The sequence below is a fragment of the Thermomonospora cellulosilytica genome (genome assembly GCF_014138835.1).
GTDB lineage: Bacteria > Actinomycetota > Actinomycetes > Streptosporangiales > Streptosporangiaceae > Thermomonospora > Thermomonospora amylolytica.
In genome coordinates this window covers 5480367-5504380 of record NZ_JACJII010000001.1, presented here as the reverse complement: position 1 = coordinate 5504380, position 24014 = coordinate 5480367, and the positions used below count along the sequence as shown (strand labels likewise).

Here is a 24014-nt window from a genome sequence, read left to right as displayed (position 1 = left end):
AGCCACGGCGCACGGTGCCTGTGGAAGGACTGCGCTGTGGGACAAGCATCGTGCGCGCACGGACCACCCGAGGCGCTGCCCGCCCGCGACCATGATCAGGACGGTGACGAGACGTCCGAGCAACGGACCGCGAGGGGGACGGCATGACCGAGCCGGTTCTCGAACCCGCCGCGCAGGCGTTCGTGGAGGCGCCGCGACGCGATGCGGTGGTTCTGGGACCAGTGCACGACCGACCTCGGGCGGCGATCGCGTTCCTGCCGGGCGTGCTCGCCCGGCGTTGACTCCTTTTCCTCCGAACGAAGGGCGTGTTGAGATGTCGGTTTCACAGATCGAGCAGCGCATCGAGGAGATCAACGCCTCGGGCCGTCCCCCGGTGGTGTTCGTGCACGGGCTGTGGCTGCTGCCCAGCAGCTGGGACCGGTGGGCCGCGGTGTTCGAGGAGGCCGGGTACGCGCCGCTGACCCCCGGCTGGCCGGACGACCCGGACACGGTCGAGGAGGCCAACGCCCATCCGGAGGTGTTCGCGGGCAAGAGCGTCGGCCAGGTCGCCGGCCACTTCGCCGAGCTGATCGGCAGGCTGGCCCGCAGGCCGGCGGTGATCGGCCACTCCTTCGGCGGGCTGATCACCCAGATCCTGGCCGGACGCGGGCTGTCGGCGGTCTCGGTGGCGATCGACCCCGCCCCGTTCCGCGGCGTCCTGCCCCTGCCGATCTCCTCGCTGCGCTCGGCCCGCCCCGTGCTGGGCAACCCGGCCAACTACCACCGGGCCGTCCCGCTGACCTACGAACAGTTCCGGTACGCGTTCGCCAACGCCGTCGGCGAGGAGGAGGCCAGGGACCTCTACCGGACCTACGCCGTGCCCGCTCCTGGCGAGCCGCTGTTCCAGGCCGCCGTCGCCAACCTCAACCCGTGGTCGGAGACCAGGGTCGACAGCAGGAACCCCGAACGCGGCCCCCTGCTGCTGATCTCCGGGGAAAAGGACCACACCGTCCCCTGGGCCCTCACCAACGCCGCGTACAAGAAGCAGCGGCGCAACGAGGCCGCGGTCACCGAGATCGTGGAGATCCCCGGCCGCGGGCACGCCCTGACCATCGACAGCGGATGGCGCGAGGTCGCCGACACGGCCCTGGCGTTCGTCAGGCGCTTCCACTGAGCCCGGGCGGCCTGAAAAGCGGTGTGACCTGAGCAACGTCCTCCTTGCCCGCGTCCTGCGGCGGCGCGAATAATGCCGCCAGAGCGACGTCGGCGAGGAGGGCCCACGATGCTGCTGCTGGACACCCGCCACGTGCCGCCCGCCGAACGCGTCGACGCGTTCCACGCCGCGATGAAGGAGGCGTGCGTCGTCAGCCGGGTCTCCCACGAGGATCCGGACGGCCCGATCCACGCCCGCATGTTCTACTGGCGACTCGGCCGGCTCGACATCTTCACCTCGCACAACTCCGGGTTCCGCCTCATCCGCACCCCTCGGGACGTGCGCCGGGAATCCCCGCCCGTGCTGGCCCTGGCGATCCAGGCCCGCGGTGTCGGCCGGTTCGAGCAGCAGCGGGAACACCGGCGGATCGACACGAACGACCTGATGCTCAACGATCTCACGGCGCCCTACGACTTCTCCTGGTCGGGAGACGGCGGATCCCTGTCGTTCGCGATGTCCCACGAGCAGCTCGGCCTGCCCGTCGACGTGATCCGCCGCGCCACGTTCCGCCTGCACACCAGCCCGCTGTACGACCTGGTGCAGCGGCACCTGCGGGAGCTGGAAGCGCAGGCCGACCGCCTCAGCGCCGACCCCGGCGCCCCCTACCTGGTGGACGCGACCGTCCAACTGGCCCGTGCCCTCATCGTCTCGGCGGCCGGAGGCGACGACCGGCTCACCCGTTCGGTCCGGGCCGAGACCATGCTCACCCGCATCATGGCCTACGCCCGCCGGCACATCGCCGATCCCGACCTCACACCGGCGCTTCTGGCCGCAGTCCACAACGTCTCCCTGCGCCACCTCTACAAGCTCTTCGAGAACGAGAACCTGAGCCTGGAGCAGTGGATCATCACCCAGCGCCTCGAAGGAGCCCGCGCCGACCTGGCCGACCCCGCCGGTCACCACCGCACCATCGCGTCCATCGCCCTCGCCTGGGGCTTCGCCACCCCCAGCCACTTCACCCGCCGCTTCCGCGACGCCTACGGCGTCACGCCCACCCAGTGGCGCCGCACGAACCGCCCGGCCGGCCCCGGTGACGCGGCGGCCCGTCAGCGCTCGTCCCGAGCATGACCATGCTGCTTACGGCCGCCGTACCGGCCCCCTGATCTCCCGGCAAGCCGGTCGCGTCCCTGCCCGGTGGGCATACTGAGCCGGCTCACCGGCCGCCTGTGGCCGACAGCGGCTTGCAGGCCGATGCCGTCACGGCCGTTGACGCCGATCTCACCCGGGCGCGTGCCGGGGCGCGTGTGCTGAACCCGGCGTTGGCGGCGGCGCAGATGGTGTGGACTCTGCCGGGTTCGGATGCCGATCGGATCCACACCTGCGACCGGAAGGCTCGCCCAGTTCACCGACCAGGGAGTTCTGAAGGGGTGGGCGTGATGACCGAGTATCGTTGCGATCATGGTCAACATGCCGTCGTTGGAACCCGCCGTCTTCCACGCGACGCTCCGCGACCAGTTCGAGGCGTTCCTCGATGAGCATCGATCCGCGCTGAACGCCAGCTTGGACGGGCTGACCGAGGAGCAGGCGCGCCGGTCGCTGGTCCCGTCCAAGACCACGCTGCTGGGCCTGGTCAAGCACGCCACGTTCGTGGAGAAGGTCTGGTTCGACGAGGCGATCACGTGCCGTCCCCGCGCCGAGATCGGCATTCCCGACTCGCCCGACGAGTCGTTCGACCTCGACGACGGCGACACGATCGCCTCCGTCCAGCGGGCCCACCGGCAGGCCTGCGCGGCGTCCCGTCAGGCCACGGCGGAGCTGACCCTCGACGACATCGTGCGAGGCAACCGCCGGGGCCCGCTGCCGCTGCGCTGGGTGTACCTCCACATGCTGCGTGAACTGGCTCAGCACTGCGGTCACGCGGACATCCTCCGCGAGCAGATCCTCAGCGGTGCCACTCGCCGCGGCTAGGTCCTGTTCGAAGCGCCGGGGAGGGCATCTCGTGTCGGGGGCTTTCCAGGCGGGTGGGTTCGCGTAGGCGGCGGGTGAGCAGCCAGGCCAGGGCCGGGAAGACGGTCAGCGTGGAGAGCATGGTGCGCAGGGAGGTCGCGTCGGCCAGGGCACCCAGGGCCGGGGCGAGCACTCCGCCGACGCTCACCGCCAGGCCGAGGGTCACACCGCCGGCGGTGCCCACCCGGTTGGGCAGGTAGTCCTGCCCTAGCGTGATGTGCAGTGAGAACGGTACGTACAGTGCGATCGCCACGACGGCCACGAACCCGTACAGCGCCGGGCCAGGGACCAGCACCACACCGGCGACCGCCAGGGTCGCCACGCCGTAGGCGCGTCGCATCGTGCGGATCCGGCCCCAACGTTCGGCCAGCCGACCGCCGAGAACGGTCCCGACCGCGCCGCCGGTGAAGAGCACGAACAGTGCCGCCCCGCCGGCGGCGTCGCCGGGCTGGATGCGTTGCTGCACGAACAGTCCCAGGAACGAGCTGAGCCCGATGTAGGCGATCGAGCGCAGGATGACGACCGCGGACAACACGCGGAACGCCGGCCAGTCATCACGACCATCCGTTCGGGAACCGGCTGTGACACTCGCCCGCCGTCCCAGCAGCGGCAGGGTGACCAGCATGCCGAGCACCGCCGGCGCGAGCAGGAACGGGGCCGCGGCGAGCCCGCCCAGGGCCAGCACCGCGGTCGCGAGCACCGGCGCGAGCGCGAAGCCGACGTTACCGCCGAGGGAGAACCAGCTCATTCCGACGTGGTCGCCGCCGGTCACCGCGCGGGCAAGCCGCGCCGCCTCCGGGTGGTAGGCGGCTACTCCGAAACCGGTCAGCGCGATCGCCGCGAGGGTGAGCGGATACGACCCGGTCACCCCGATCAGCGCGACACCGCACCCGGCCGCCAGCGTGCCCATCGGGACGAGCCACGGCATCGCCCACCGGTCGGTCAGCGCCCCGAACAGCGGCTGGACCACTGAGGACAGGAGGGACGCGGCCAGCACGAACCCGGACACGCCGAGATGGCCGTAGTGACGCTCGGACACCAGGAACGGCACCAGCACCGGCACGATGCCCTGATAGAAGTCGACGCTCCCGTGCCCGATGGACAGCAGCAGTCGCCTGTTCGCACGCATGCCGCCAGGGTTGCTGATCAAGCTCCTTGACGGCTTCCGATAATCTGCCGGCAAATGTCGATTTCCCGCCACACCCCCGTCGCGCCCACCGGGCTGCGCCGCCTCGAAGCCGGAGCGGAGATCGGTGCTCATCATCACGACGAGCACCAGATCGTCTACGCCGCCCGCGGCGTGCTGTCGGTCACCACCGGCTCGGGCCGCTGGATCGCACCGGCCACCCAGGCGATCTGGGTGCCGGCCGGGACCGTCCATGAGCACCGTGCCTACGGCCGCACCGACATGCATCTGGTGGGCCTTGCGGTCGACATGAACCCGCTGGCCCTGCACGCCCCCGCCGTGCTGGCGGTCGAACCGCTGCTCCGCGAACTGATCATCGAGTACACCCGTGACCCGGACGGCGGTGACCAGGCCGAACGCGACCGGCTCAGGGCCGTGCTGCTCGACCGGCTCCGGTACTCCCCGCGGCAGCCGGTGCACCTGCCCACCCCGCGCGACCCCCGGCTGGCCGCCGTGTGCGCGCTGCTGCACGACGACCCCGCCGACGGCCGCACGCTGGCCCAGCTCGGCGCCCAGGTCGGGGCCGGTGAGCGCACCCTGTCCCGGCTGTTCCGCACCGAACTGCACATGACGTTCCCGCAGTGGCGCACACAGCTTCGGCTGCACCACGCGCTGATACTGCTCGCCGAGAACACGCCCGTCACCACCGTCGCGCACAGGTGCGGCTGGGCCTCGGCGAGCGCGTTCATCGACGTCTTCCGCCGTACGTTCGGGCACACCCCGGGACGAAACCGCTGAGGCCGCATCCCGGTGCGTCCCCGGTACTGCGTCACGCTCAGCCAGAGCCGGAAACCGGTGCCGGCCACGCTGCACGGCACCCCTCCGGCGTACACGGCCAAGCACCTTCAGGCGCTGTCCCGGACCGGCATCGTCCGCTCCACCGCGGGCCACGTCGGCGGCTACGTCCTCACCAGGCCGGCCTCGGCGATCAGCGCGCGATCTAGAGGGCCCGGTCGAGGGCTTCGGTCAGGGCGACCGGGGTGATTTCGAGGCGGTCGAAGCGCCAGCCGTCCTTGGTGCGGCGCGCTCTGTAGTGGTGGATCCCGGCCGCGACGGCCTCCGTCTTGTCGTCGATGACGAAGACGGCGATGTCGTGGGCCCGCACCGTGGCGGTCTCGCCGTCGACCTCGATGACGAGGTTGGACTTGTTGTGCAGGGTGCGGGCGTACACGTGGTGCGCGCTCACGAGTTCGATGAGCGCCTTGATGCCGTGGGCCTCCCCACGGGGGGACTTGACGACGGCGTCCTCGGTGAAGAGCCGGTCGGTCTCGTCGTAGCGGCCCTCGTCGATCCACAGGCTGTGACGGGCGACCAGGTCGGCCAGTTCGGCGCGGTCGGCGAGGGCGCGGATCAGGGTTTCGGCACCGGTCATGACGATCTCCAAGTGGTGAGAGCCGGCCACCGGCCGATCTGGCCGCCCACGACCAGTTCCCAGTGGCCACGAGCACCTAGCGGGTGGCGGCCTGGTGGTCGTTCTTGAGGAGGGTGAGGAAGAAGTCCCGGATGTCCTCGGCGAGCAGCTCCGGCACCTCCATCGCGGCGAAGTGACCGCCGCGGTCGAACTCCGACCAGTGCCTGATGTCGTACAGCCGCTCGGCCAGCGGCCGCACCGACTGTGTGATGTCGTGCGCGAACACCGCCACGCCCATCGGCACCGGGCACGGCTCGATCCGCCGCGGAGCATCGTGGTGCAGCCGCGCCGAGGAGGCCGCGGTGGCGGTCAGCCAGTACAGCGAGATGTTGGTGAGCATCCGGTCGTCGCTGATCTGCGAGCGGGGGTCGGTCCACTGTGCGAAGCGCTCGGCGATCCAGACCAGCTGGCCGACCGGCGAGTCGGTCAGCGCGTAGCCGATGGTCTGGGGGGTGAGGGCCTGCAGAGCCTGGTACGGCGGACGATCGGCCATCAGCCGCCTGACCTTGTCCAGCCGGGCCTCATCCGTTTCGGACAGCTCGATGTCGGCGTCCGGGACCGGCCGGGTCGGCAGGTAGTTGACGTGCACCCCGACGACCTGCTCGGGTGCCACCGCGCCGAGCGCCATGGAGATGCCCGAGCCGAAGTCGCCACCCTGCGCGCCGTAGCGCTCGTACCCCAGACGGCGCATGAGCTCGGCCCAGGCCCGCGCGATCCGGACGATGTCCCAGCCGCGCTCGTGGGTCGGCCCGGAGAAGCCGTACCCCGGGATGGACGGGATCACCAGGTGGAAGTCGCGCGACAGCGGCTCGATCACGTCGAGGAACTCCAGGAACGAACCGGGCCAGCCGTGGGTGAGGATCAGCGCGAGCGCATCCGGCCTGGTGGACCGGACGTGGACGAAGTGGATGTTCTGGCCGTCGATCTCGGTGGTGAAGTGCGGAAGCTCGTTGAGCCTGGCCTCGTGCTCGCGCCAGTCGTAGCCGGTACGCCAATACTCGGCCAGTTCCTTGAGCCGTGCCAGCGGGAAGCCGTAGTCCCACCCGGCGTCGGCGACCTCGTTGGGCCAGCGGGTGCGGGAGAGCCGGTCGGCCAGGTCGTCGAGGTCGGCCTGGGGGATGTCGATGCGGAACGGCTTGATCATGGTCTTGCCTCCAGGGGGACTCATCCGGCGCCCAGATGTGGGGGACGCCAACGTTGGACGTGCCAACGATATCACAGCCGTTGGTGAGTCCAACGAAACGGTCGCCGGCCGGAAGTCCGACGGCGGCGCGGATCCGGCTTGCAGCACGCCCACCGCGTCCTTCAGGACCCGCGAAAGCTCAGCGAACGCCGAGCCGTCCCCCTTGCAGGCCGGCCGGGGGAGCCACCCGGAGGAGACCGGCCGTGTCGTTGTATCTGGCGAAGAGGTAGAAGGGCCGTGCGGCGGACACCGCGTTGTCGAGCGACACGAAGCCCCGGTCCAGGGCGGCCAGTTCGAGGGTGTCCGGCGAGGCCCGCCAGTGTTCGGCCAGCAGGTCCTCGATCCTGGCCCGCGGTATGGCGTCGATGGCGAGATCGGGCCGATCCCGCAGGGCACGGTCGTTGACCTCCTCGGCGAGACGGACGAACCGTCGGGCCGCGTCACGTACGGAGGGCTCCTCCAGCAGCGACAGGGCGATCTCCTCCCAGGGAAGCCTCAGCGTGGTGCGGCAGGACCGGACCAGGGCGATGGCCAACTGGTCGGCCAAGGGCAGTCCGGCCTCGGCGGGGGTCACCCACAGGTTCAGGAACGGGAGCCGTTCGCGCCGGGCGGGCAGACGGTAGAGACCGTGGTGTTCTCCGTGGAGCAGGGCCCGTTCCGCGTCCGTGCCGGGGCCGGCCCGCTCTCCGCACTCCGCGGCGCACAGGGACGCCAGGGTTCGCAGGGTCATGTCCCGGTGGTGGTCCGGGTAGTCGTCCGCGAACAGCTGGCAGGCGCGCAGCAGGTCGAGCGCGCTTGTCGGGGAGGCCCCGTCTTCCGGGCCGGTGGTACGCGCGGCGAGCTGCCAGGCGTACAGGAACGCGGTCCGGTGCGGGGCCTGCGGTGTCCGCCGGGGTTCGGGCCCGGCGAAGGCGTCGTCGTCCCGCAGGCCGTCCAGGAGAAGAAGAGCGTCCTCGCGTTTGGGGTCCTGCCGGTGGGCGAGGCAGTGGCGCTGGAGAGCCCGGACCGCCGTCCCGTCCAGCCCGGCCTCCGCACCGGCCTCGGGGAGGGCGGCGTAGGAACGCAGCCCGAAAGGCCACCGGGCGAGAACCTCGATGAGCCGGTCGGCCGTGGAGGCGTCGCACACCCCGTGCCGGACGGCCGCGGCGAAGGTGGCCCGCATGCACACCAGCGGCTCCGAGTGCGGCCGGTAGCCCTCCTCCCGGGGGCTGTGCAGGAGCGTCACCTCGTCGTCGGCCTCCAGCCGGCCGTCGCGGTAGTCGGCGTAGACGCGGCCGACGCCCCGCATGCCGAAGCGGTCCAGCTCGGCGGCCCTCAGCGCCCCCATGCTCGACGCGCCGAGCACGTGGACTCCCCGGCCGAGGAGATCCAGGATCTCCTTGTGCCGTACGGATCGCGTCTGGTGGAAGTAGCCGTCGATGATGGCGATCACGTCGCCGGCTCGCACGTCGAGGCGCAGGAGATCGCCCGCGGCGACGGGCGGCATGAGGCGTACGCCGGTTCCGGCGGCCAGTCCGGCGGCGTCCGGCAGGCTGGGGCCTACGAAGCAGTACTTCCTCGGCATGGGCCGATCACCTCTCACTCGGCTCAGTGGCTGATGTCGATGAGCGCTCCGGGGCACACCACGTGGGCGACGGGAATCCCGAGTTCCGGTCGCGTCAGGTCGACGTACAGCGGCGGATGGCCCATCACCGACTCGATCCGGCGCGCCACGTGGACCACCTCCTGGCGTACGTCCGGAAGCGGAGCGGAGACGACGGAGGCGAAGTCGACCGCGTCGCGGCCGGGAAGCGGCGGGGACGGTGAGCGGTTCACCAGCGAGAAGTGGGCCTCCCGGTACGGGGTCTGCCCGAGGTCGTCGCGTGTTCCCGCGATGGCGGTCGCGCGTGACTGCGCCGCCTCGGTGAGCGCCCGGCACAGGGCTATGCCGGCGTCCAGATGGGTCCCGACGCCTCCGAAGGGCACCGGGAACATCGAACTGGTGATCACGGCGTCGAAGGTGGGGATGCCGAAGGGGCTGGGCAGGAAACGCGCCGTGACGTGTATCCCCGCCGACGTCAGGCGTTCCAGGAGCATGCGGGCAGTGGGGTCGTGCACGGTGGACAGATCGAGCGGCCGGCCCGTGCCGTGCCGCCTGGCGCGGGCGGCGGCGTCCCGTTCCACGACCTCGTACAGACCGTGGAGCAGCGCTTCGTCCAGCACGTTGCCGCTGGCCAGGCCGTTGCTGGTGGCCCGGAAGGCGGCGGGCGTCCACCGGCCCGTGACGCACGAGTCGAGGTGTAGCAGGGAGGAGGGCAGGTACGACGTTCCCGCCCCGTCGATCCGGGCGGCCGGATACCAGCCGAAGCGGCAGTCGGGACCGACGAAATGGCGGGGGGCCAGGGGCAGCGCGTCGAGGGGGTAACCCAGTTCCCCCTCGATCTCCTCGACGGTGGCGGTGGTCACGGGCACGCGCGGATGCTCCGCGTGCCACAGCTCGACGGCCTCCATGGCGGCGGAGACCCTCGCCAGCATGGCGGTGGCGCCCTTGCCCTGGGACACCGACAGCGTCCGGGCGTTGGGCCGCACGGCCTGGAAAACGGGTATGCCGATCTCGTCGAGCCAGGTGACGTCCGCGACCCGGGTGATGCCGCAGCGCGGAAGGATCGGCCGTATCCACTCCCATGTCTCCTCGGCGGGACGCACCCGGTGGGTGCCGACCGAGGTGACCTTGGCGGAGGCGGGTGGGGCAGAAGGTCCGGTCGGCGCCAGGGACCGCCCATGCATCTCGATACTCCGTACTTCGTCGCGGTGAACGGGGCGGGGTGACCTGAACGGCGGGCCGAGCCCGTCCGGGCCCCGTGGTGAGGGCCCGGACGGGGTGTCGGGTGGTCGGCGGCCGCCGGACTACTCGTCGCCGGGGGCGTAGTCCTCGGTCGCGAGGTACGCCGAGGCCGCGTGCACCATCTGCTCGTCGGCGCCCTGGAAGACTTCGTCCAGCTCACCGGGTGTGGGGATGACCAGCGTGTTGCTCATGCCATTCTCCTTTCTTCTCATGCGGCATGGAATCCGCCACCGCCGTCCGTGACCGGTGGACCACGGTGGACGATTTACGGCTCGTGGGGAGCACTCGTGGAAGGCCGCAGGGGCCGAAACACCGAGTGGTTCCCGGGGCGAGCGCGGTGGATGGAGGAACTGTGGCCATCGACGCGCTTTCGTCATCGCTTCGAGTGTCCGAGGATCCCCTTTTCCGTTCCAGTTCATCGTCGGCCGAGCGGGACCGGCATCGGCCGTGCACCGGCATTGGTCACGGACCGATCCGCTCGTAAATCGATCCTGCCCCGGAGGAACCTGGGAAAGCCAGGAATCGGTGATGACAACAGGCGCCCGATCCATATACTTCCGTGCATGGACAGGCGGATGCGGCACGGTGCGGGGGATGGTGAAAGGGCGCCGGCGGCCGGGCCGGAGCCGACCGTTCACCAGCTCCGGCTGCTGATGGCCGTGGCCCAGGAACTGCACTTCGGCCGCGCCGCCGCCCGGCTCCACATGACCCAGCCCGCGCTCAGCCGGCAGATCCGCACGCTGGAACATCACCTGGGCGTGCGGCTGTTCGACCGCACGAGCCGGGTCGTCGAACCGACGGCCGCGTGCCGCGCGTTGCTCGCGGAGGCCGAGGTCGTGGTCGCGGCGATGGACCGGCTGGTGCGGACCGCCCGCGGCCACAGCCGCGAACTCGGCGGTCACCTGATCGTCGGCACGATCGGGGCCGAGGCGTCGATGCCGCACGCCCAGGCCATCCTGCGGGAGCTGCGCAGGCGCCATCCGCGGATCACCGTGGAGCTGCGGAACCTGAACTTCGCCGATCACATGAACCGGCTGCTGGACGGCGAGGTGGACGTGGCCCTGTTCCGGCCGCCCGCCCCGCCCGGCATCCAGATGCTGGAGATCTGCACCGAGGCTCGCCTGGCCTGCCTTTCCGCCACCGACCCGCTGGCGGACCGGCCGCGGATCCGGCTGGCCGACCTGGCCGACCGCCCCGTGGTGGCCGTGCCGCCGCACGTGCCCCGGATGTGGTGGGACTTCTGGGTGGTCAACCCCCGGCCCGACGGCTCGGCCGTCCGTCCCGGGCCCGTCGTGACGGACATGGAGGGCCTGCTGTACGTGGTCGCCGAGGGCACGGCGATAGCGTTCGTGCCCGCGGCCGCCCGCCGCTTCTTCGACCGCCCCGGTGTGGTCTACGTCGAGGTCACCGACCTGCCGCCCTGCTCATCCGCACTGGCCTGGACCACCGCCAGACGCGACCATCCCATGGTGAACGCGATCCGGGCCGTCGCCGGCGATTATGTCGCCGCACGGACCACCAGGCCGATCCGACGCTCCACCCGAACCCGGGGATGAAGCAGCAGCCCGGTCTGCGGCAAGTGAAGAGGGCCGCGCAGCGCATGACATATGCGATCCTGGACGGCATCCTCACTCCAATCAACCGGTCGTCCGGAGCCGGCGACCGGCCGTACCGCTCGGGAAACACCATCGGCACGGGGCGGACATTCAGTTGCTTTGACGAGGCCCGCCCGCCCTGGAATCGAAGGCCGCCCGGCTCTTCACGTCGGTTACGATCCGATTTGCATAAACCTTTTGCTCCCAGGCCCCAGGAGGTCGACCTCCGGATGAGTGCGCTGTCCCCCCACGAGCAGAAACTCCAGAGCGCTTACAACGCCTTCTACGCCGCACGGGCGTCCTCGGACCTTCCCTCTCGGATCTACGCCGAGGCACTGGGCGACGCCTACCCCGTCGAGGTCGCGGCGGCCGGCGCCTGCGACTGGAACCTGCTGGGCACGCTGGTGAGCAGGCTGCGGTTGCGCCCCGGCCAGGTCCTCGTCGATCTCGGCTGCGGCACCGGCGGCGTGGGCCTGTGGCTGGCCCGCGCCCTCGCCGTCGAACTGGTCGGCGTCGACCTCTCCTCCACCGCCGTCGAACTCGCCCAGGCGCGTCGTTCCCGCTTCGTGCCGCCCGAGCGCGCCCGGTTCCAGGTGGGCACGGTACGGTCCACCGGCCTGCCCGACCGCTGTGCGGACGGCGTCGTCTTCGTGGACGTGCCGGGCGGCGGCGCCGACTGGACCGCCGCGTTGGGCGAGATCCACCGCATCCTCACGCCCGGCGGCCGCGCGGTCCTCACCCGCTCCGTGCGCCGCGACTCCGGGCCGGTGTGGAGACGGCAGGCCGAGGCGGCCGGGTTCGAGATCGAGCACGTCGACGAGCGGCCCGACGAACCTGAGATCTGGCGCGGCCTTTACCGGCTGTGGCTGGCCCGCGAAACCGATCTACGCCGTGAACTCGGCGACGCCCAGACGGACTCCCTGCTCCACGAGGCGAACCACGTACTGCCCCTCCTCGACGCCTACCACGCGTTCGTGGCGACCCTGCGCCGCCCCCGGCACCGATCTCCATGAGCCGAGCACCAGGCGACCCGCGATGACAGGAGCGAAGGCCGGGGCATCGAGCAGACGGCACGACGCCACCGCATCCCGCCGAGAAGATGCGGGCCACACCGGGGCGATGAGAGCGATCACGATCCGGATTCGGTACGCCCCGCCTCGGGAGTCCTGGCCGCCCGGGGCTCGCCGTCCGCCCTGTGGGAACCCTTCTGGGGCCGGGCCGTCGTCCCCCTCTGAAGTCTCACCCAGGCGGCGAAGTCCTCGATCCCGTCGATGACCGCTTCGAAGCGAAGGGAGTGGAAGAGGTCGAAGGCGTGGTGGCCTCCGCGCAGTTCGGCGTAGCCGACGGGGTCGGCGGAGGCGAGGCGTAGCCGGTCGGCGAATTGCCGAGCGGCCGACACGGGCGTCAGCGTGTCCTTGTCACCGTGCGCCAAGAAGAACGGCGGCGCGTCGGCCGCGATGTGGGACAGCGGTGAGGACTCGGGTCCTTGCCCGTAGTAGGCGCCGTAGTAGGTGTTCAGGCAGATGGCGGCGGTGACCGAGGTGTCCGCGTCCTCGAAGCCCGGCTGCAGGCCGGGGTCGCCCTGGGTCAGCGCGGCCAGCGCCGCCATGTGCCCGCCCGCCGAACTGCCCGCCACGAACAGCGTCGCCGGATCGGCCCCGTACTCGTGGGCGTGCTCCCGCACCCAGGCGATCACCTTCTTGAGGTCGATCAGGTGCTCTGGGTGCTGGACGTCTGGCCGCAGCCGGTAGTTCGCGCTGACGCACACCCAGCCATGGCTCGCCAACCGGTAGAGCAGCGGAAGTGACTGGCTGTTCTTGCGCCCCCGTGAGTAACCGCCTCCGTGCATGTGGATGAGCACGGGCGCGCCCGTCGGCCGGGAGCGGTGGCGGTAGACGTCGAGGAGGTTCCGGCGGCCCGCGTCGCCGTACCGTACGTTGGGCACGCGCTCGACGTCACGGCGACGCCGAACGAACGGCCAGAGGACGACGCGGGCCAACGGAGCGCGGCGACGCGGCCTCGCCGCGAGGTCGGCGTCGATGGCGGTACGCCACCCGGCCCCGAGCCCTTCGGCCATCGCACGTTCGACGCTCGCCCTGTCCCGCAGTCCGCGCCAGGCGACGACCGCGAGCCCGGACGCCGTGACGACGGCGAGCCCGAGGGTCGCCCAACCGCCCGGCGCGGCGATGTCACTTTGAGCGAACGCCACCGACGTCCAGATCAGCAGCCAGAGGAAGGCCGTGAACGGCAGTTCGTTGACGACGAGGCCGAGGTGGTAGCTCACGTCGGCGAGCGGCCGCGGCCGCCGCACGGGCGCCAACGCGAACAACGTGCCGAGCACGACGAACGCCACGGTGACCGAATAACCGACGGGCACGGGACCTCCACACAGTTGGGATACCACACCTGTGGTACCACAGTTGAGGTAGTATCGCCAGGCGTGAACCAGGAGCGACGAGACTCCCTGCGGGACGCGGCCATCGAGGTGCTGGCGGAGGCGGGCGGGCGAGGCCTGACCCACCGGGCCGTGGACGCCGCCGCGGGGGTGCCGCCGGGCACCACCAAGAACTACTTTCCGACCAGGGACGCCTTGTTGCGGGCGGTCGCCGAACGGTGCGTCGAGCTGTACCACCAGGTCCCCACCCCGCCGCCCACCGACCGGGAGAGCCTGGCGGCCATGCTCCGCGCGCTCCTGGAGAACGTCGCCGGGCCGGGCCGCCACCGCGTGCTGGCGATTTCGGAGCTTCAGTCCGAGGCGGCCCGCAAGCCATGGCTGGGGGCGATCCTCGACCGGGTCACGGCCGCCGACTTCGCCGACTTCGAGCACGCCCAGCGCGCCGCCGGGCTACCGGTCACCCCGCACCGCGCCGCCATCCTGACGCTGGCCCTGCACGCCGCCCTCTCCCATCTGCTGGCCGGAGGCCCCGACACCCTGGCCGCGACCGGGCTCGACGACCTCGACGAATTCGTCCACCGTCTTCTCGAGACGATCTACGGCCCACCCGCCCCAGGGCAGAACTGACGCCCCGCTCGCGGCACGCTGTGCATCGGCGGACCCTTGGTCCAGCCGGAGAAACGCCGTCGGCAGCGTCGCCGCTGCCCTACATCCGCACCTGCTGGTGGTGCGCGAGCAGGCGGGTGAGCAGGCGGGTCAAGGTCTGCCTGTCCTCGGCCGAAAGCGGTCCGAGCAGGTCGTCCTGCACCTTGTCGAGTGCTCGGTCCATGCGCCGCAGCTGCCGAGCACCTGCCGTGGTGAGGGTCACGATGTTGCGCCTTCGGTCATCGGGGTCCGGCGTCCGCTCGACGAAACCCTGCGCGGCCAGTTCGTTGATCGCCGCCACCACGTCGCTGCGGTCCATGTTGCACCGGCGGCCGAGCTCGGCCTGGCTGGCCGCCCCGAACTCGTCCAGCGCGGCCAGGATGCGGTAGTGGTACCCGCGCGCGCCCACCTCGCCGAAGCCGTCGGAGGCCAACCGGTGGGCGTGCACCGCCATCTGGGTGAGCAGCCAGCTCGGCTTCGCGGTCAGGCGTGCGGGGATCTGTTCCACGGCAGCCACCCTACATCGTTGGCGCAGCCAATGAATCCATGTATGGTTGGCTACGCCAATGTTGGCGTTACCAACGAATGAGAGGTGTCATGTCCACGGACACGCTGATCGCTGACCGCATCGAGATCGCCGACCTGTTCACCCGCTTCGCGCTCCTGCTCGACGAGAAGCGGTGGGAGGACGCCGGCACCGTGTTCACCGACGACGTGGCGGTGTACTCGCCGCGCGGGGGCGAACTCCACGGCATCGACAAGGTCGTCGGCTTCATGCGACAGGGCGAGGTCGAGGGGCGGCACGCCCAGCACACGACCACCGACCTGCTGGTGGACGTCGACGGCGACCAGGCGGCCGCCTCGGCGAACTCGCTCGTGCACTACTACCGCGACGGCCAGGCGCCCCACTTCACAGGTGGCCTGCGACTGGCCGGCACCGCAGTGCGGACGCCGGCGGGCTGGCGACTCCGCGAGGTGCGGATCACGCCCGCCTGGACACGCGAGAACTGACCTCTTTCCCGGGAGGCAGGGGAGCAGGGGACCGCGTCGTCACGCCGCTCCGCCCGGCCCCGCGGCAACCGACCATGCGGCAGGGGTTCAGTGCCGGAGGTGGTAGTCGGCGGGGTTCAGACGACGGGTGCGGCGGCGGTAGCCGGTCATGAAGCCGGGCCAGTTGTTGGTGTTGCGGTGGTCGGCGTCCAGGTACCAGCTGTCGCAGCCGCCCTGGTTCCAGACGGAGGTGGACAGGCGGCGCTGGGTGGCGGCGTCGAAGCGGTCGAGCACGTCCTGGCGGACGTCCATCGTGGTGATGCCCTCGGCGAGCAGGCGGGCGGCCTGGACGATGTAGGCGGTCTGGCTTTCCAGCATGTGGACGATGGAGCCGGAGCCCACATTGGTGTTGGGGCCGTACATCAGGAAGAAGTTGGGGAAGCCGGAGACGGCCATGCCCAGGTAGGCGCGGGCGCCGTCCTTCCAGGCGGCGTTGAGCTCGGTGCCGTGCGGGCCGGTGACGCGCATGGGGGCCACGAAGTCCTGTGAGCGGAAACCGGTGGCCCAGATGATCGTGTCGACGAGGTGGTGTTCGCCGTCGGCGGTGCGGACGCCGTCGGCGGTGATCTCGGTGATGGGGCTGTCGACGACGTGGACGTTGGGCCGGTTCAGGGTCTCGTAGTACTCGCTGGAGGTCAGGATCCGTTTGCAACCGGGCTCGTAGCGAGGGGTGAGGCGGTCCCGCAACTGCGGGTCCCGCACCGAGCGGAGGGCGTGGCGGCACATCAGCCGGACGGGCGCCGACAGCAGGAGGCGGCCGCGCGGGGAGACCAGGGCGGGGTTGAGCACCAGCTCGAACCACAGGAAGATCCCCAGCCGTGCCAGCTTCTGCACGACGGGGACGCGCCGGTTGAGGGTGTGCCGCCAGCGGGGGTAGACGCGGTCGGGTTTGCGGCTGATCCAGTGCACCTCGATCTGGAAGATGGTCAGGGACTCGGCGTCGGGGGCGATGCGGGGGACGAACTGGATGGCGCTGGCGCCGTTGCCGACCACCGCGATGCGGGCGCCGGTCAGGTCGTGTCCGTGGTCCCATCGCGCCGAGTGGAACATCGCGCCGGTGAACGAGTCCATGCCGGGCAGCCGGGGCACGGCGGGGTTGCTGAGCTGCCCGCAGGCGGCGACCAGCAGGTCGTACTCCAGGCGCTCGCCGTCGCCGGTCCGCACCCGCCACCGGCCGCGGGCCGCGTCGAACTCGGCGTCGGTGATCTCGGTGCGCAGCCGCAGGTGCGGGGTCAGCCCGTACTCGGCCGTGCAGTGCCGCAGGTAGTCCAGGATCTCGGGCTGTTCGGCGAACCGGCGGGTCCAGTCGGGCTTGGGTTCGAACGAGTAGGAGTACAGGTGCGAGGGGGCGTCGCAGGCGGCGCCGGGATAGGTGTTGTCGCGCCAGACGCCCCCGACGCCGTCGGCTTTGTCGAAGATGGTGATGTCGGTGAAGCCGGCCTGTTTCAGGCCGATGGCCAGGCCGATGCCGCTGAACCCGGCTCCGACGACGGCGATCGACAGGTCCCTGCGTCCCATGCGCGGCTCCCTCGGGGGTGGGGTGACGGGCGGCGGTGTCCCGGCGACCACCGATTACCGACACCTATGTCGGTTAGGGTGACGCCAACCGGAGGAGGGAGTCAAGACGATGGGCGAGACCGCGCCGAAGTCGCGGATGCGGGCGCCGGCCCGCCGGGCGACGATCACCGCCGCGGCACTGAAGATCTTCGCCGACAAGGGCTACCACGCCGCTTCGCTCGGCGAGATCGCGACCGCGGCCGGGGTGGCGCGGACCGTGCTGTACGACCACTTCCCGTCCAAGCGGGTGCTGCTGCTGGCGGTGATGCAGGAGCAGAACGCCGAGCTGGTGGAGTACGTCGGATCCCGCATCACCGGCTCGGGATCCCCGCAGGAGCGGATGCGGTCCACGATCGACGCCTACTTCAGCTTCGCCGAAAGCCGCCCGGAGGCCCGCAAGCTGCTGTTCGACCGCACCGACGAGGACGATCCGGAGATCCGCACCGTCCGCCAGGGCATCCGCGAGTCCCGCACCCGGACGGTCACCGCGCTGCTGGCCGGCGACATCCGCTCGGTCGGGGCGGATCCGGGCGAGCCGATCGCCGAGGCGATGGTCGAGCTGATCATCGCCGGCCTGGACGGTGTGGCGCAGTGGTGGGAGCGGCACCCCCAGGTGCCCCGGGCGGTGCTGGTCGAGGGGGCGATGCGGCTGCTGTGGAACGGTCTGGGCAACCCCCCGTGACCGCCGTCGCGCGCCGAGAACCGGCCGCCGCGGGGCTTGACGCCCCCGGCGGCCTTCCTCATAGTGGGGACCCACCCCGATAACCGACATCAGTGTCGGTTAACCACCCCCTGTGAGGAGTGCGCCGTGGACGACAGGACACCGTCGCAGCACGGATCGACCGAGGGACCGGGCGGGATCGGCCGCCGCAAGTTCGTCACCGGGGCGCTGGCGGCGGCCGGCGCGGCCACCGTGGCCGGGGCGATCGGCCCGGACCGGACCGCCTCGGCGGCGGCGACCCGGCGGGCGGCGCCGGGCCGCCGCGTGGCGGTGTTCGGCGGCGGGATGGGCGGCCTGACCGTCGCCCACGAGCTGGCCGAACGCGGCTTCCAGGTGACCGTGTACGAGCGCAAGGCCTGGGGCGGCAAATGCCGGAGCATGCCGGTGCCGGGCACCGGGTCCGGCGGGCGCCAGGACCTGCCGGCCGAGCACGGCTTCCGCTTCTTCCCCGGCTTCTACCAGAACCTCCCGGACACGATGAAGCGCATCCCGCTGCCCGGCGGGGGGACCGCCTACGACAACTTCGTGGCCGGTGAGGAGGTCGCCGCGTTCTACAACGGCCGCAAGTACACCCTGCCCGCGGCCGGCAGCATCATCGGCACGCTCAGCCCCGACTCGATCCTGGCGTTCCTGCGCACCGCCTTCGGGGTCTTCACCACCGTCCCCGCCGACGAGGTCGCGTTCTTCCTGCAGAAGATGATCGCCTTCGTGGCCAGCGGACCCCAGCGGCGGCTCAGGCAGTGGGAGAACATGAGCTTCGCCGAGTTCGTCCGCGTGGAGGGCAAGTCGAGGGCCTACCGGGAGATGCTGGTCGACATGTTCACCAGCACGCTGGTGGCGGCCAAGCCCGACAAGGCCAACGCCCACACCATGGGCCTCATGGCCGAGGCGTGGGTCTACAGCACCCTGGGCCTGGGCGGCTACGAGGAGCCCGACCGGCTGCTCAACGCCCCCACCAACGAGGCGCTCATCGACCCCTGGATCGCCCACCTGCGTTCGCTCGGCGTCCGGTTCGTCGGGGACGCCGCCCTCACCCGCCTGTCGGTCGCCGGCGGGCGGATCAGCGGCGCCCAGGTCACCGGTGCGGGCGGCACCACCGCCGTCGAGGCCGACCACTACGTGCTGGCCGTCCCGGTCGAACGCGCCGTCCCGCTGCTCAACGACGACATCCTGGCCATCGACCCCGGCCTGCGGTCGCTGCGGAACCTGGCCGTCGACTGGATGAACGGCATCATGATCTACCTGCGACGGCCCCTCCACCTGGCCGAGGGCCACGTCGCCTACGCCGGGCAGCCCTGGGCGCTGACCTCGATCAACCAGGCCCAGTTCTGGAAGAAGAACTTCGGCACCACCTACGGCGACGGCGAGGTCAACGACTGCCTGTCCATCGACATCTCCGCCTGGGACAGGCCCGGCATCCTCTACGGCAAGCCCGCCCGCGACTGCACCCACGAGCAGATCTTCAACGAGGTCGTCGCCCAGCTCCGCCGCGCCATCCCGTTCGGGAGCCTGCGGCTGACCGACGCCAACATCCACTCCTACTTCATCGACCCCGCCATCACCGGCAACGGCACCCCCCAGGTCGCCAACGACGAGCCCCTGCTGATCAACTCGCCCGGCTCCTGGTACCACCGTCCCGAGGCCGCCACCAGGGTGCCCAACCTGTACCTGGCCTCCGACTACGTCAAGGCGGGCATCAACCTGGCCACCATGGAGGGCGCCAACGAGGCCGGCCGCAAGGCCGCCAACGCCGTCCTGGAGGCGTCCGGCGTCGGCGGCACCCCCGCCAAGCTGGTCGACCTGTGGCAGCCCGAGGTCTTCAACGGCATCTTCGCCAACGACGACGCCCGCTTCGCCGCCGGCCAGCCCAACGTCTTCGACATCTGGGACCCCCACCGGCCCTGAGCACGCCGGGCCGCCGCGTTCATCTCCACCTCCATGAAGGCCGCCGCTCGCGGCCGGTGGTCGACGTGCCCGAGACCACCGGCCGCGAACGGCCCGGAAGGCTTGGTCATGCCGACTGCCTACGAGCGCACCCGGCACGGACCTGAACACGTCGACAGGCTGCGACGGACCGCTGCGGACGAAGTGGCCCGGACGGGCGCCGAAAGCAACGGCGAGAACCGGTGCTGGTGCGCCGGTCCCGGTGATGCGCACCGGCGCGAGCTCATCGAGTTGCTCCTGGGCTCCCCGTACGACCCGGACCGGCTTCGCAAGGCCGCCGTCCGGGCCGGCTGGCAGGTCCCCAGAACGCTCGCGGTCGTGGCGCTGTGCCGGTGGCCGGTGCCGGCACGCCGGTTCCTGCCTTCGGACGTCCTCACCGGCCTCCACCAGGGCCTGCCCTGCCTGGTCTTCCCCGATCCGGAGGGTCCGGGCCGCAGGTCCACGCTCCATGCGCTGCTCGCCGACGACCCGGGCGTCGTCGGCCCCACGGTCGAGCTCCGCCGTGCGGGCTCGTCCTGGCGGCTGGCCCGTCGTGGCCTGGAACTGCTGCCCGCCGACCTGCTGGCCCGACATGCCGTGGTGCACGTGACCGATCACATGCGGGACCTGCTCCTGTTGCAGGACCCCGAGCTCTCCCGGGAACTGGCCGCCCGGAAGCTGGCCCCTCTCCAGCGGCTCCGCCCTGCCCGGCGCGCCAGCCTGGCCGAGACGCTGCTGGCCTACCTCGAATGCGGACGCAACGCCGTCGCCATCGCCGCGCGCCTGCACGTCCACCCGCAGACGGTCCGGCACCGCATGCGCCAGATCACCCACCTGTTCGGCGCCGGCATCGACGACCCCGCCCAAACCCTGGACTACCTGATCGCGCTGCACGCCTCGCGGCTGCTGCCCGACGACCGCTCCGCCCATTACCGCCGCGCCCGGCCGGACGATACCGCCCGGCACGCCCCGCTCGGCGGGCTCCCACGGCAACAGGTGGGCGTCACCGGTGGCAGCCGCCATCGACCGCCGAGGAAGAAACAACGAAAGGTCACAACACATGAGTCATGAACAGCGCCTGGCGCACCCCCAGTGGATGACCCGACGCCCCTGGAAGACGACCCTGCGGCTGGCACCTGGAGACATCCGGGCGACACCGTCGCAGCTTTCGGTGTTCCGCTCGTTCGCCCGTGCCGGTGATCCACCGGCCGACGCGGTGGTGGAGATGATGGCCCGGCTTCCGGGCGGAACGGGCCGCCGCCTGTTCGAGCAGGCCCTGGAGAAGGGGATCGACGCCCTTGAGGATCCGCCGCGCGAGCTGGTGGAGTTCTTCGCTCATGTGGACGCCGTCCCGTACTGGGTGGATCCGGACCTGCTGGATCGCGGTGCCCGGGTGGTGGGCAGGACCGGGCTGCTGGGACTGACGATGGTGATGCCGTGCGCCTCTCTTTATGGGGGCTACCTGGCCTCCCGCGCCAACAAGACCCTGATGCGCACCGGCTACCTGGACACCATGGCGCCACGCCGCCTGGCCGAGACCGCCGGCTGGTGGGTGGACGTCACCACTCCCGGCGCCCTGGGCCGCTTCGAAGCCGGATTCAAGGGCACCCTGCGGGTCCGGCTCATGCACGCCCAGGTGCGCGCCGCGATGAACCGCCGCGACGACTGGGACCACGACGCCTGGGACGCGCCCGTCAACCAGATCCAGCTCGCCGGGACCCTCCTGTTGTTCTCCCACGTCATGCTGCTCGGCTCACGTGCCCTGGGGTTCCAGTTCTCCGCCGCCGACCGGGCCGCCGTCCGGCACCTGTGGCGCTACGTCGGACATCTCATGGGCGTCGACCTCGGCCTGCTCCCGGCCACGGCGGCCGACGCCTGGCGGCTGTACTGGCTGGAGGCCGCCACCGAGTTCCTTCCCGATGAGGACTCCCGGCGGCTGGGCCGCGCGCTGATGAACGCCGCCGCACCACTTCTGCTGACACCCCGCTGGAAGAACTCGGCCCTGGCCCGCCACGCCCTGACCAACTACCTGTTCGCCTACAGCCGCCTGATCCTCGGCAGGCGCAACGCCGACTTCCTCGGCGCGCCCGACAACAGGCTCTACCAGGCCGCCGTCCTCGGCACCGCCGCCGCCGTCTTCGCCGCGGAAAGCGCCCGCCGCGTCATCCCCGGAGCCACCGGACTGTGCGAACGCCTCGGCCAACGACAGCGCACCACCATGGTCCGCCGCCTGATCCGCGAACAGCAGGGCGACCGCTCCCACAGCCGCTACGACACCCGGGACCACCCCCGCCTCACGGCGGTCCGCCCCTGACACATCCCGGTCCTGACGACCTCGACCACATCGCGCCCGCGCCGGTGCTGTCCGACTCCTTCGGCTTCGGCGGTCACAACGCCGCCCTGGCCATCACCCCGCCGGCGCGTCATGAACGGTCCACGGCCTGGCCGAGAACGCGGTGGAGGACGCCTGTCGTTCCCTCCCGGCGCACAGGATCCGAGGTCGCAGGCTCGCCCCCGATACTCGCCGCTGGTCACGACTTCACGGTGCGTGCGGCGCCAGTAGCAGGGCGGTGGCGTGGTCGACGACGGCGTCCAGATCGTCGCCGAGGCCGCCGGCCAGCCATTGCTGGGCGAGTTCCACCATCGCGCCGGTGAACATCGCGGCGCCCACCCGTGCCAGGTGCGGATCGGCCGCGGGGCGCGTCCGGGTCTCCTGGTGCAGGACGGCGTCCATCAGCGCGGTCTGGGCGGCCTGCCTGCGGGCGGCCAGCACGGGATTGGCGCGGGCCTCGGTGAACAGCACCCGGCCCCGGCGCGGATCGGCCGAGCCGAAGTCCAGCACGGTGCGGATGCCGGCCCGGATCCGTTCCGCCAGGTCGTCACCGGCCGCCTCCAGGGCCGCCAGAAGCCGCTCGGCCAGCTCGGACGCGACCTTGTCGTAGACCGCGCCGAGGAGCTGGTCGGTGTCGGTGAAGCTCTCGTAGAAGTAGCGGGCGTTCAGGTTGCAGGCCCGGCACACCGCGCGTACCGACACCCCCGCCTCGCCCTGCGTGCCGAACAGTTCGAACGCCGCCTCGACCAACTGGGCACGGCGCTCGCTGCGCCGGGCGGCCAGCGGCACACCGGCCCACCGGGTCGCCGCCGTCTCCGTGTCGTTCGCCACCGTCCCACCCTAGCGGTCCCAACTCTGGCTACACCTGTGACCAGAATTGCCGTACTCTGGATACACCTGTAGCCAGAGTTGGGAGCCGGCATGATCCCCCTGCCTCACCACAAGCTCGCCCGGCACCTCGCCGAACGGTTCGACCGTTACTTCGACACCCAGGTGCGATCCCGCTTCTTCAAGGGACTCGACTTCGCCGGCCCCGAGGGCGATCCGGGCTGGTTCGGCCCCGGCAGCGCGGTGTGGTACGTGCACTCCCACACCCCGATCCTGTCCTTCGGGCTGGCGTGCGCGGCCTACCTGGAAGGGCTGGACCCCAGCATCTACTGGATGGGCGTCGACCACTCCCGGATCACCGCCAGGGACGCCGACGGGCGCCCCACCGGCGAGTTCGACCCCGAAGGGGCCGCCGTGCGCTTCGGGCACTCCCTGTCGTTCTTCATCGGCACCGCCTACGGCTCCACCGAGACCGCCGAACGCCTCGCCCGGACCGTGCGCGCCATGCACCACACCGTCAAGGGCACCCGCCCCGACGGCCTCGCCTACGACGCCGACGACCCCGACTGGCTGCGCTGGAACTACGCCACCGTCGTGTGGGGCCTGGCCACCGCCCACGAGCGCTACCACCCCCGCCCGCTGCGCGGAAAGGCCCTGGACCGCTACTACGGCGAGTTCGTCCGCGTCGGTCACGCCCTCGGCGGCACCGACCTTCCCGCCACCAAGGCCGAAACCCTCGAATGCCTCAAGGCGTACCTGCCCCGCCTGGCCGTCGCCCCCGGCAAGGCCGCCCGCACCGGCCCCAACCTCCGCGACACCCCCACCACCCTGCTGACGGGCCCGTTCATGGACTGGGCCATCCGCGACACCCTCCCGGACTGGGCCGCCCGCATGGTCATGCACCGGCCGCCCAACCCCGTCGAACTACGCGCCCGCCGCGCCGCCCTCTGGCTCGCCCTCAACGGCGCCCACGCCCTCACCGGCCCCCTCAAGGAATTCCGGCAGGCCCAGGCCAGAGTCGCCGCCGGTGTCACCAGTGCCCCCAGCGCACCCGCCTACGAACCCGGCACCGACCCGATCCGCAGCCGCCAGGAAGCCGAAGCCCTGGCCTGAACCGCAAGAGCGCCTCTCCGCTCCGGGCGGCTCGACGCAGAAAGGTGCCGCCAGCCGGCCGGACTCGTCCTGGGCCGGGTGCCTTCTCGTGGACGGTGGGGGAGAGGCAGGT

Annotated in this window: 25 protein-coding genes; 15 read left to right on the top strand and 10 right to left on the bottom strand. The window is 71.3% G+C overall.

The window, feature by feature from the left end; all coding sequences use genetic code 11:
* Window positions 1-143 precede the first annotated feature (143 nt).
* From HNR21_RS25975 to HNR21_RS25960, 4 genes are all read left to right on the top strand, one after another.
* Window positions 144-281 carry a hypothetical protein gene (locus HNR21_RS25975; protein WP_182707269.1) on the top strand — a complete coding sequence of 46 codons (138 nt, stop codon included), beginning with the start codon at window positions 144-146 and terminating at the stop codon, window positions 279-281.
* Between the two features lie 32 nt (window positions 282-313).
* Window positions 314-1153: an alpha/beta hydrolase gene (locus HNR21_RS25970; RefSeq protein WP_182707268.1), complete on the top strand. Its 840-nt coding sequence runs from the start codon at window positions 314-316 to the stop codon at window positions 1151-1153.
* 108 nt (window positions 1154-1261) lie between these two features.
* The gene (locus tag HNR21_RS25965; protein WP_182707267.1) at window positions 1262-2260 is read left to right on the top strand and encodes an AraC-like ligand-binding domain-containing protein; all 999 of its coding nucleotides are present in this window, start codon (window positions 1262-1264) and stop codon (window positions 2258-2260) included.
* 339 nt (window positions 2261-2599) lie between these two features.
* Window positions 2600-3100 (top strand): DinB family protein, encoded by a 501-nt coding sequence (locus HNR21_RS25960; protein ID WP_182707266.1) that lies wholly within the window; start codon window positions 2600-2602, stop codon window positions 3098-3100.
* Here the strand turns inward: HNR21_RS25960 and HNR21_RS25955 are convergent.
* On the bottom strand, window positions 3075-4268 hold the full coding sequence (locus HNR21_RS25955; protein ID WP_182707265.1) for an MFS transporter: 1194 nt from the start codon (window positions 4266-4268) through the stop codon (window positions 3075-3077). The genes HNR21_RS25960 and HNR21_RS25955 overlap by 26 nt on opposite strands.
* A 54-nt stretch (window positions 4269-4322) precedes the next feature.
* Between HNR21_RS25955 and HNR21_RS25950 the strand changes: the two genes are divergently transcribed.
* The gene (locus HNR21_RS25950) at window positions 4323-5063 is read left to right on the top strand and encodes an AraC family transcriptional regulator (RefSeq protein ID WP_182707264.1); all 741 of its coding nucleotides are present in this window, start codon (window positions 4323-4325) and stop codon (window positions 5061-5063) included.
* 12 nt (window positions 5064-5075) lie between these two features.
* On the top strand, window positions 5076-5309 hold the full coding sequence (locus HNR21_RS36675) for an Rrf2 family transcriptional regulator (protein WP_376766603.1): 234 nt from the start codon (window positions 5076-5078) through the stop codon (window positions 5307-5309).
* Here HNR21_RS36675 and HNR21_RS25940 read toward each other — a convergent pair.
* From HNR21_RS25940 to HNR21_RS36135, 5 genes are all read right to left on the bottom strand, one after another.
* Window positions 5266-5697: a nuclear transport factor 2 family protein gene (locus tag HNR21_RS25940; protein WP_182707263.1), complete on the bottom strand. Its 432-nt coding sequence runs from the start codon at window positions 5695-5697 to the stop codon at window positions 5266-5268. The two genes, HNR21_RS36675 and HNR21_RS25940, sit on opposite strands and share 44 nt — an antisense overlap.
* A 76-nt stretch (window positions 5698-5773) precedes the next feature.
* A complete protein-coding gene (locus HNR21_RS25935) occupies window positions 5774-6880 on the bottom strand; it encodes an epoxide hydrolase family protein (protein WP_182707262.1) in 1107 nt (368 codons plus the stop codon).
* A gap of 178 nt (window positions 6881-7058) precedes the next feature.
* Window positions 7059-8483: a TfuA-like protein gene (locus tag HNR21_RS25930; RefSeq protein ID WP_182707261.1), complete on the bottom strand. Its 1425-nt coding sequence runs from the start codon at window positions 8481-8483 to the stop codon at window positions 7059-7061.
* 23 nt (window positions 8484-8506) lie between these two features.
* Window positions 8507-9685, bottom strand: a complete 1179-nt coding sequence (locus HNR21_RS25925) for a YcaO-like family protein (RefSeq protein ID WP_182707260.1) — start codon at window positions 9683-9685, stop codon at window positions 8507-8509.
* Between the two features lie 120 nt (window positions 9686-9805).
* Window positions 9806-9934: a hypothetical protein gene (locus tag HNR21_RS36135; protein WP_281402066.1), complete on the bottom strand. Its 129-nt coding sequence runs from the start codon at window positions 9932-9934 to the stop codon at window positions 9806-9808.
* 372 nt (window positions 9935-10306) lie between these two features.
* Between HNR21_RS36135 and HNR21_RS25920 the strand changes: the two genes are divergently transcribed.
* Both HNR21_RS25920 and HNR21_RS25915 read left to right on the top strand, forming a co-directional pair.
* Window positions 10307-11299, top strand: a complete 993-nt coding sequence (locus HNR21_RS25920; RefSeq protein WP_182707259.1) for a LysR family transcriptional regulator — start codon at window positions 10307-10309, stop codon at window positions 11297-11299.
* Window positions 11300-11568: 269 nt separating this feature from the next.
* Window positions 11569-12351, top strand: coding sequence for a class I SAM-dependent methyltransferase (locus HNR21_RS25915; protein ID WP_220500301.1), 783 nt, complete (start codon window positions 11569-11571; stop codon window positions 12349-12351).
* Window positions 12352-12467: 116 nt separating this feature from the next.
* On the opposite strand, the gene HNR21_RS25910 is transcribed toward HNR21_RS25915, so the two are convergent.
* Entirely contained in the window at window positions 12468-13715 is a 1248-nt protein-coding gene (locus HNR21_RS25910; RefSeq protein WP_182707258.1) for an alpha/beta hydrolase, read from the bottom strand.
* Between the two features lie 63 nt (window positions 13716-13778).
* On the opposite strand from HNR21_RS25910, the gene HNR21_RS25905 reads away from it, so the two are divergent.
* Window positions 13779-14360, top strand: coding sequence for a TetR/AcrR family transcriptional regulator (locus HNR21_RS25905; RefSeq protein WP_182707257.1), 582 nt, complete (start codon window positions 13779-13781; stop codon window positions 14358-14360).
* A 79-nt stretch (window positions 14361-14439) separates the two neighbouring features.
* Here HNR21_RS25905 and HNR21_RS25900 read toward each other — a convergent pair whose 3' ends face one another.
* Window positions 14440-14886 carry a MarR family winged helix-turn-helix transcriptional regulator gene (locus tag HNR21_RS25900; RefSeq protein ID WP_182707256.1) on the bottom strand — a complete coding sequence of 149 codons (447 nt, stop codon included), beginning with the start codon at window positions 14884-14886 and terminating at the stop codon, window positions 14440-14442.
* Between the two features lie 89 nt (window positions 14887-14975).
* Between HNR21_RS25900 and HNR21_RS25895 the strand changes: the two genes are divergently transcribed.
* Complete coding sequence (locus HNR21_RS25895; protein ID WP_182707255.1) at window positions 14976-15389, top strand: nuclear transport factor 2 family protein; 414 nt, start codon at window positions 14976-14978, stop codon at window positions 15387-15389.
* Window positions 15390-15476: 87 nt separating this feature from the next.
* On the opposite strand, the gene HNR21_RS25890 is transcribed toward HNR21_RS25895, so the two are convergent.
* Window positions 15477-16946, bottom strand: coding sequence for a flavin-containing monooxygenase (locus HNR21_RS25890; protein WP_182707254.1), 1470 nt, complete (start codon window positions 16944-16946; stop codon window positions 15477-15479).
* Window positions 16947-17055: 109 nt separating this feature from the next.
* On the opposite strand from HNR21_RS25890, the gene HNR21_RS25885 reads away from it, so the two are divergent.
* From HNR21_RS25885 to HNR21_RS25870, 4 genes are all read left to right on the top strand, one after another.
* Window positions 17056-17667 (top strand): TetR/AcrR family transcriptional regulator, encoded by a 612-nt coding sequence (locus HNR21_RS25885; protein ID WP_182707253.1) that lies wholly within the window; start codon window positions 17056-17058, stop codon window positions 17665-17667.
* 126 nt (window positions 17668-17793) lie between these two features.
* On the top strand, window positions 17794-19611 hold the full coding sequence (locus tag HNR21_RS25880; RefSeq protein WP_182707252.1) for a hydroxysqualene dehydroxylase: 1818 nt from the start codon (window positions 17794-17796) through the stop codon (window positions 19609-19611).
* Window positions 19612-19719: 108 nt separating this feature from the next.
* On the top strand, window positions 19720-20700 hold the full coding sequence (locus HNR21_RS25875; RefSeq protein WP_182707251.1) for a PucR family transcriptional regulator: 981 nt from the start codon (window positions 19720-19722) through the stop codon (window positions 20698-20700).
* Window positions 20690-21943: an oxygenase MpaB family protein gene (locus HNR21_RS25870; RefSeq protein ID WP_182707250.1), complete on the top strand. Its 1254-nt coding sequence runs from the start codon at window positions 20690-20692 to the stop codon at window positions 21941-21943. Before HNR21_RS25875 ends, HNR21_RS25870 begins: the two co-directional genes overlap by 11 nt.
* Window positions 21944-22168: 225 nt before the next feature.
* Here HNR21_RS25870 and HNR21_RS25865 read toward each other — a convergent pair whose 3' ends face one another.
* Window positions 22169-22792 (bottom strand): TetR/AcrR family transcriptional regulator, encoded by a 624-nt coding sequence (locus HNR21_RS25865; RefSeq protein ID WP_182707249.1) that lies wholly within the window; start codon window positions 22790-22792, stop codon window positions 22169-22171.
* Between the two features lie 90 nt (window positions 22793-22882).
* On the opposite strand from HNR21_RS25865, the gene HNR21_RS25860 reads away from it, so the two are divergent.
* Window positions 22883-23902 (top strand): oxygenase MpaB family protein, encoded by a 1020-nt coding sequence (locus HNR21_RS25860; protein WP_182707248.1) that lies wholly within the window; start codon window positions 22883-22885, stop codon window positions 23900-23902.
* Window positions 23903-24014 lie beyond the last annotated feature (112 nt).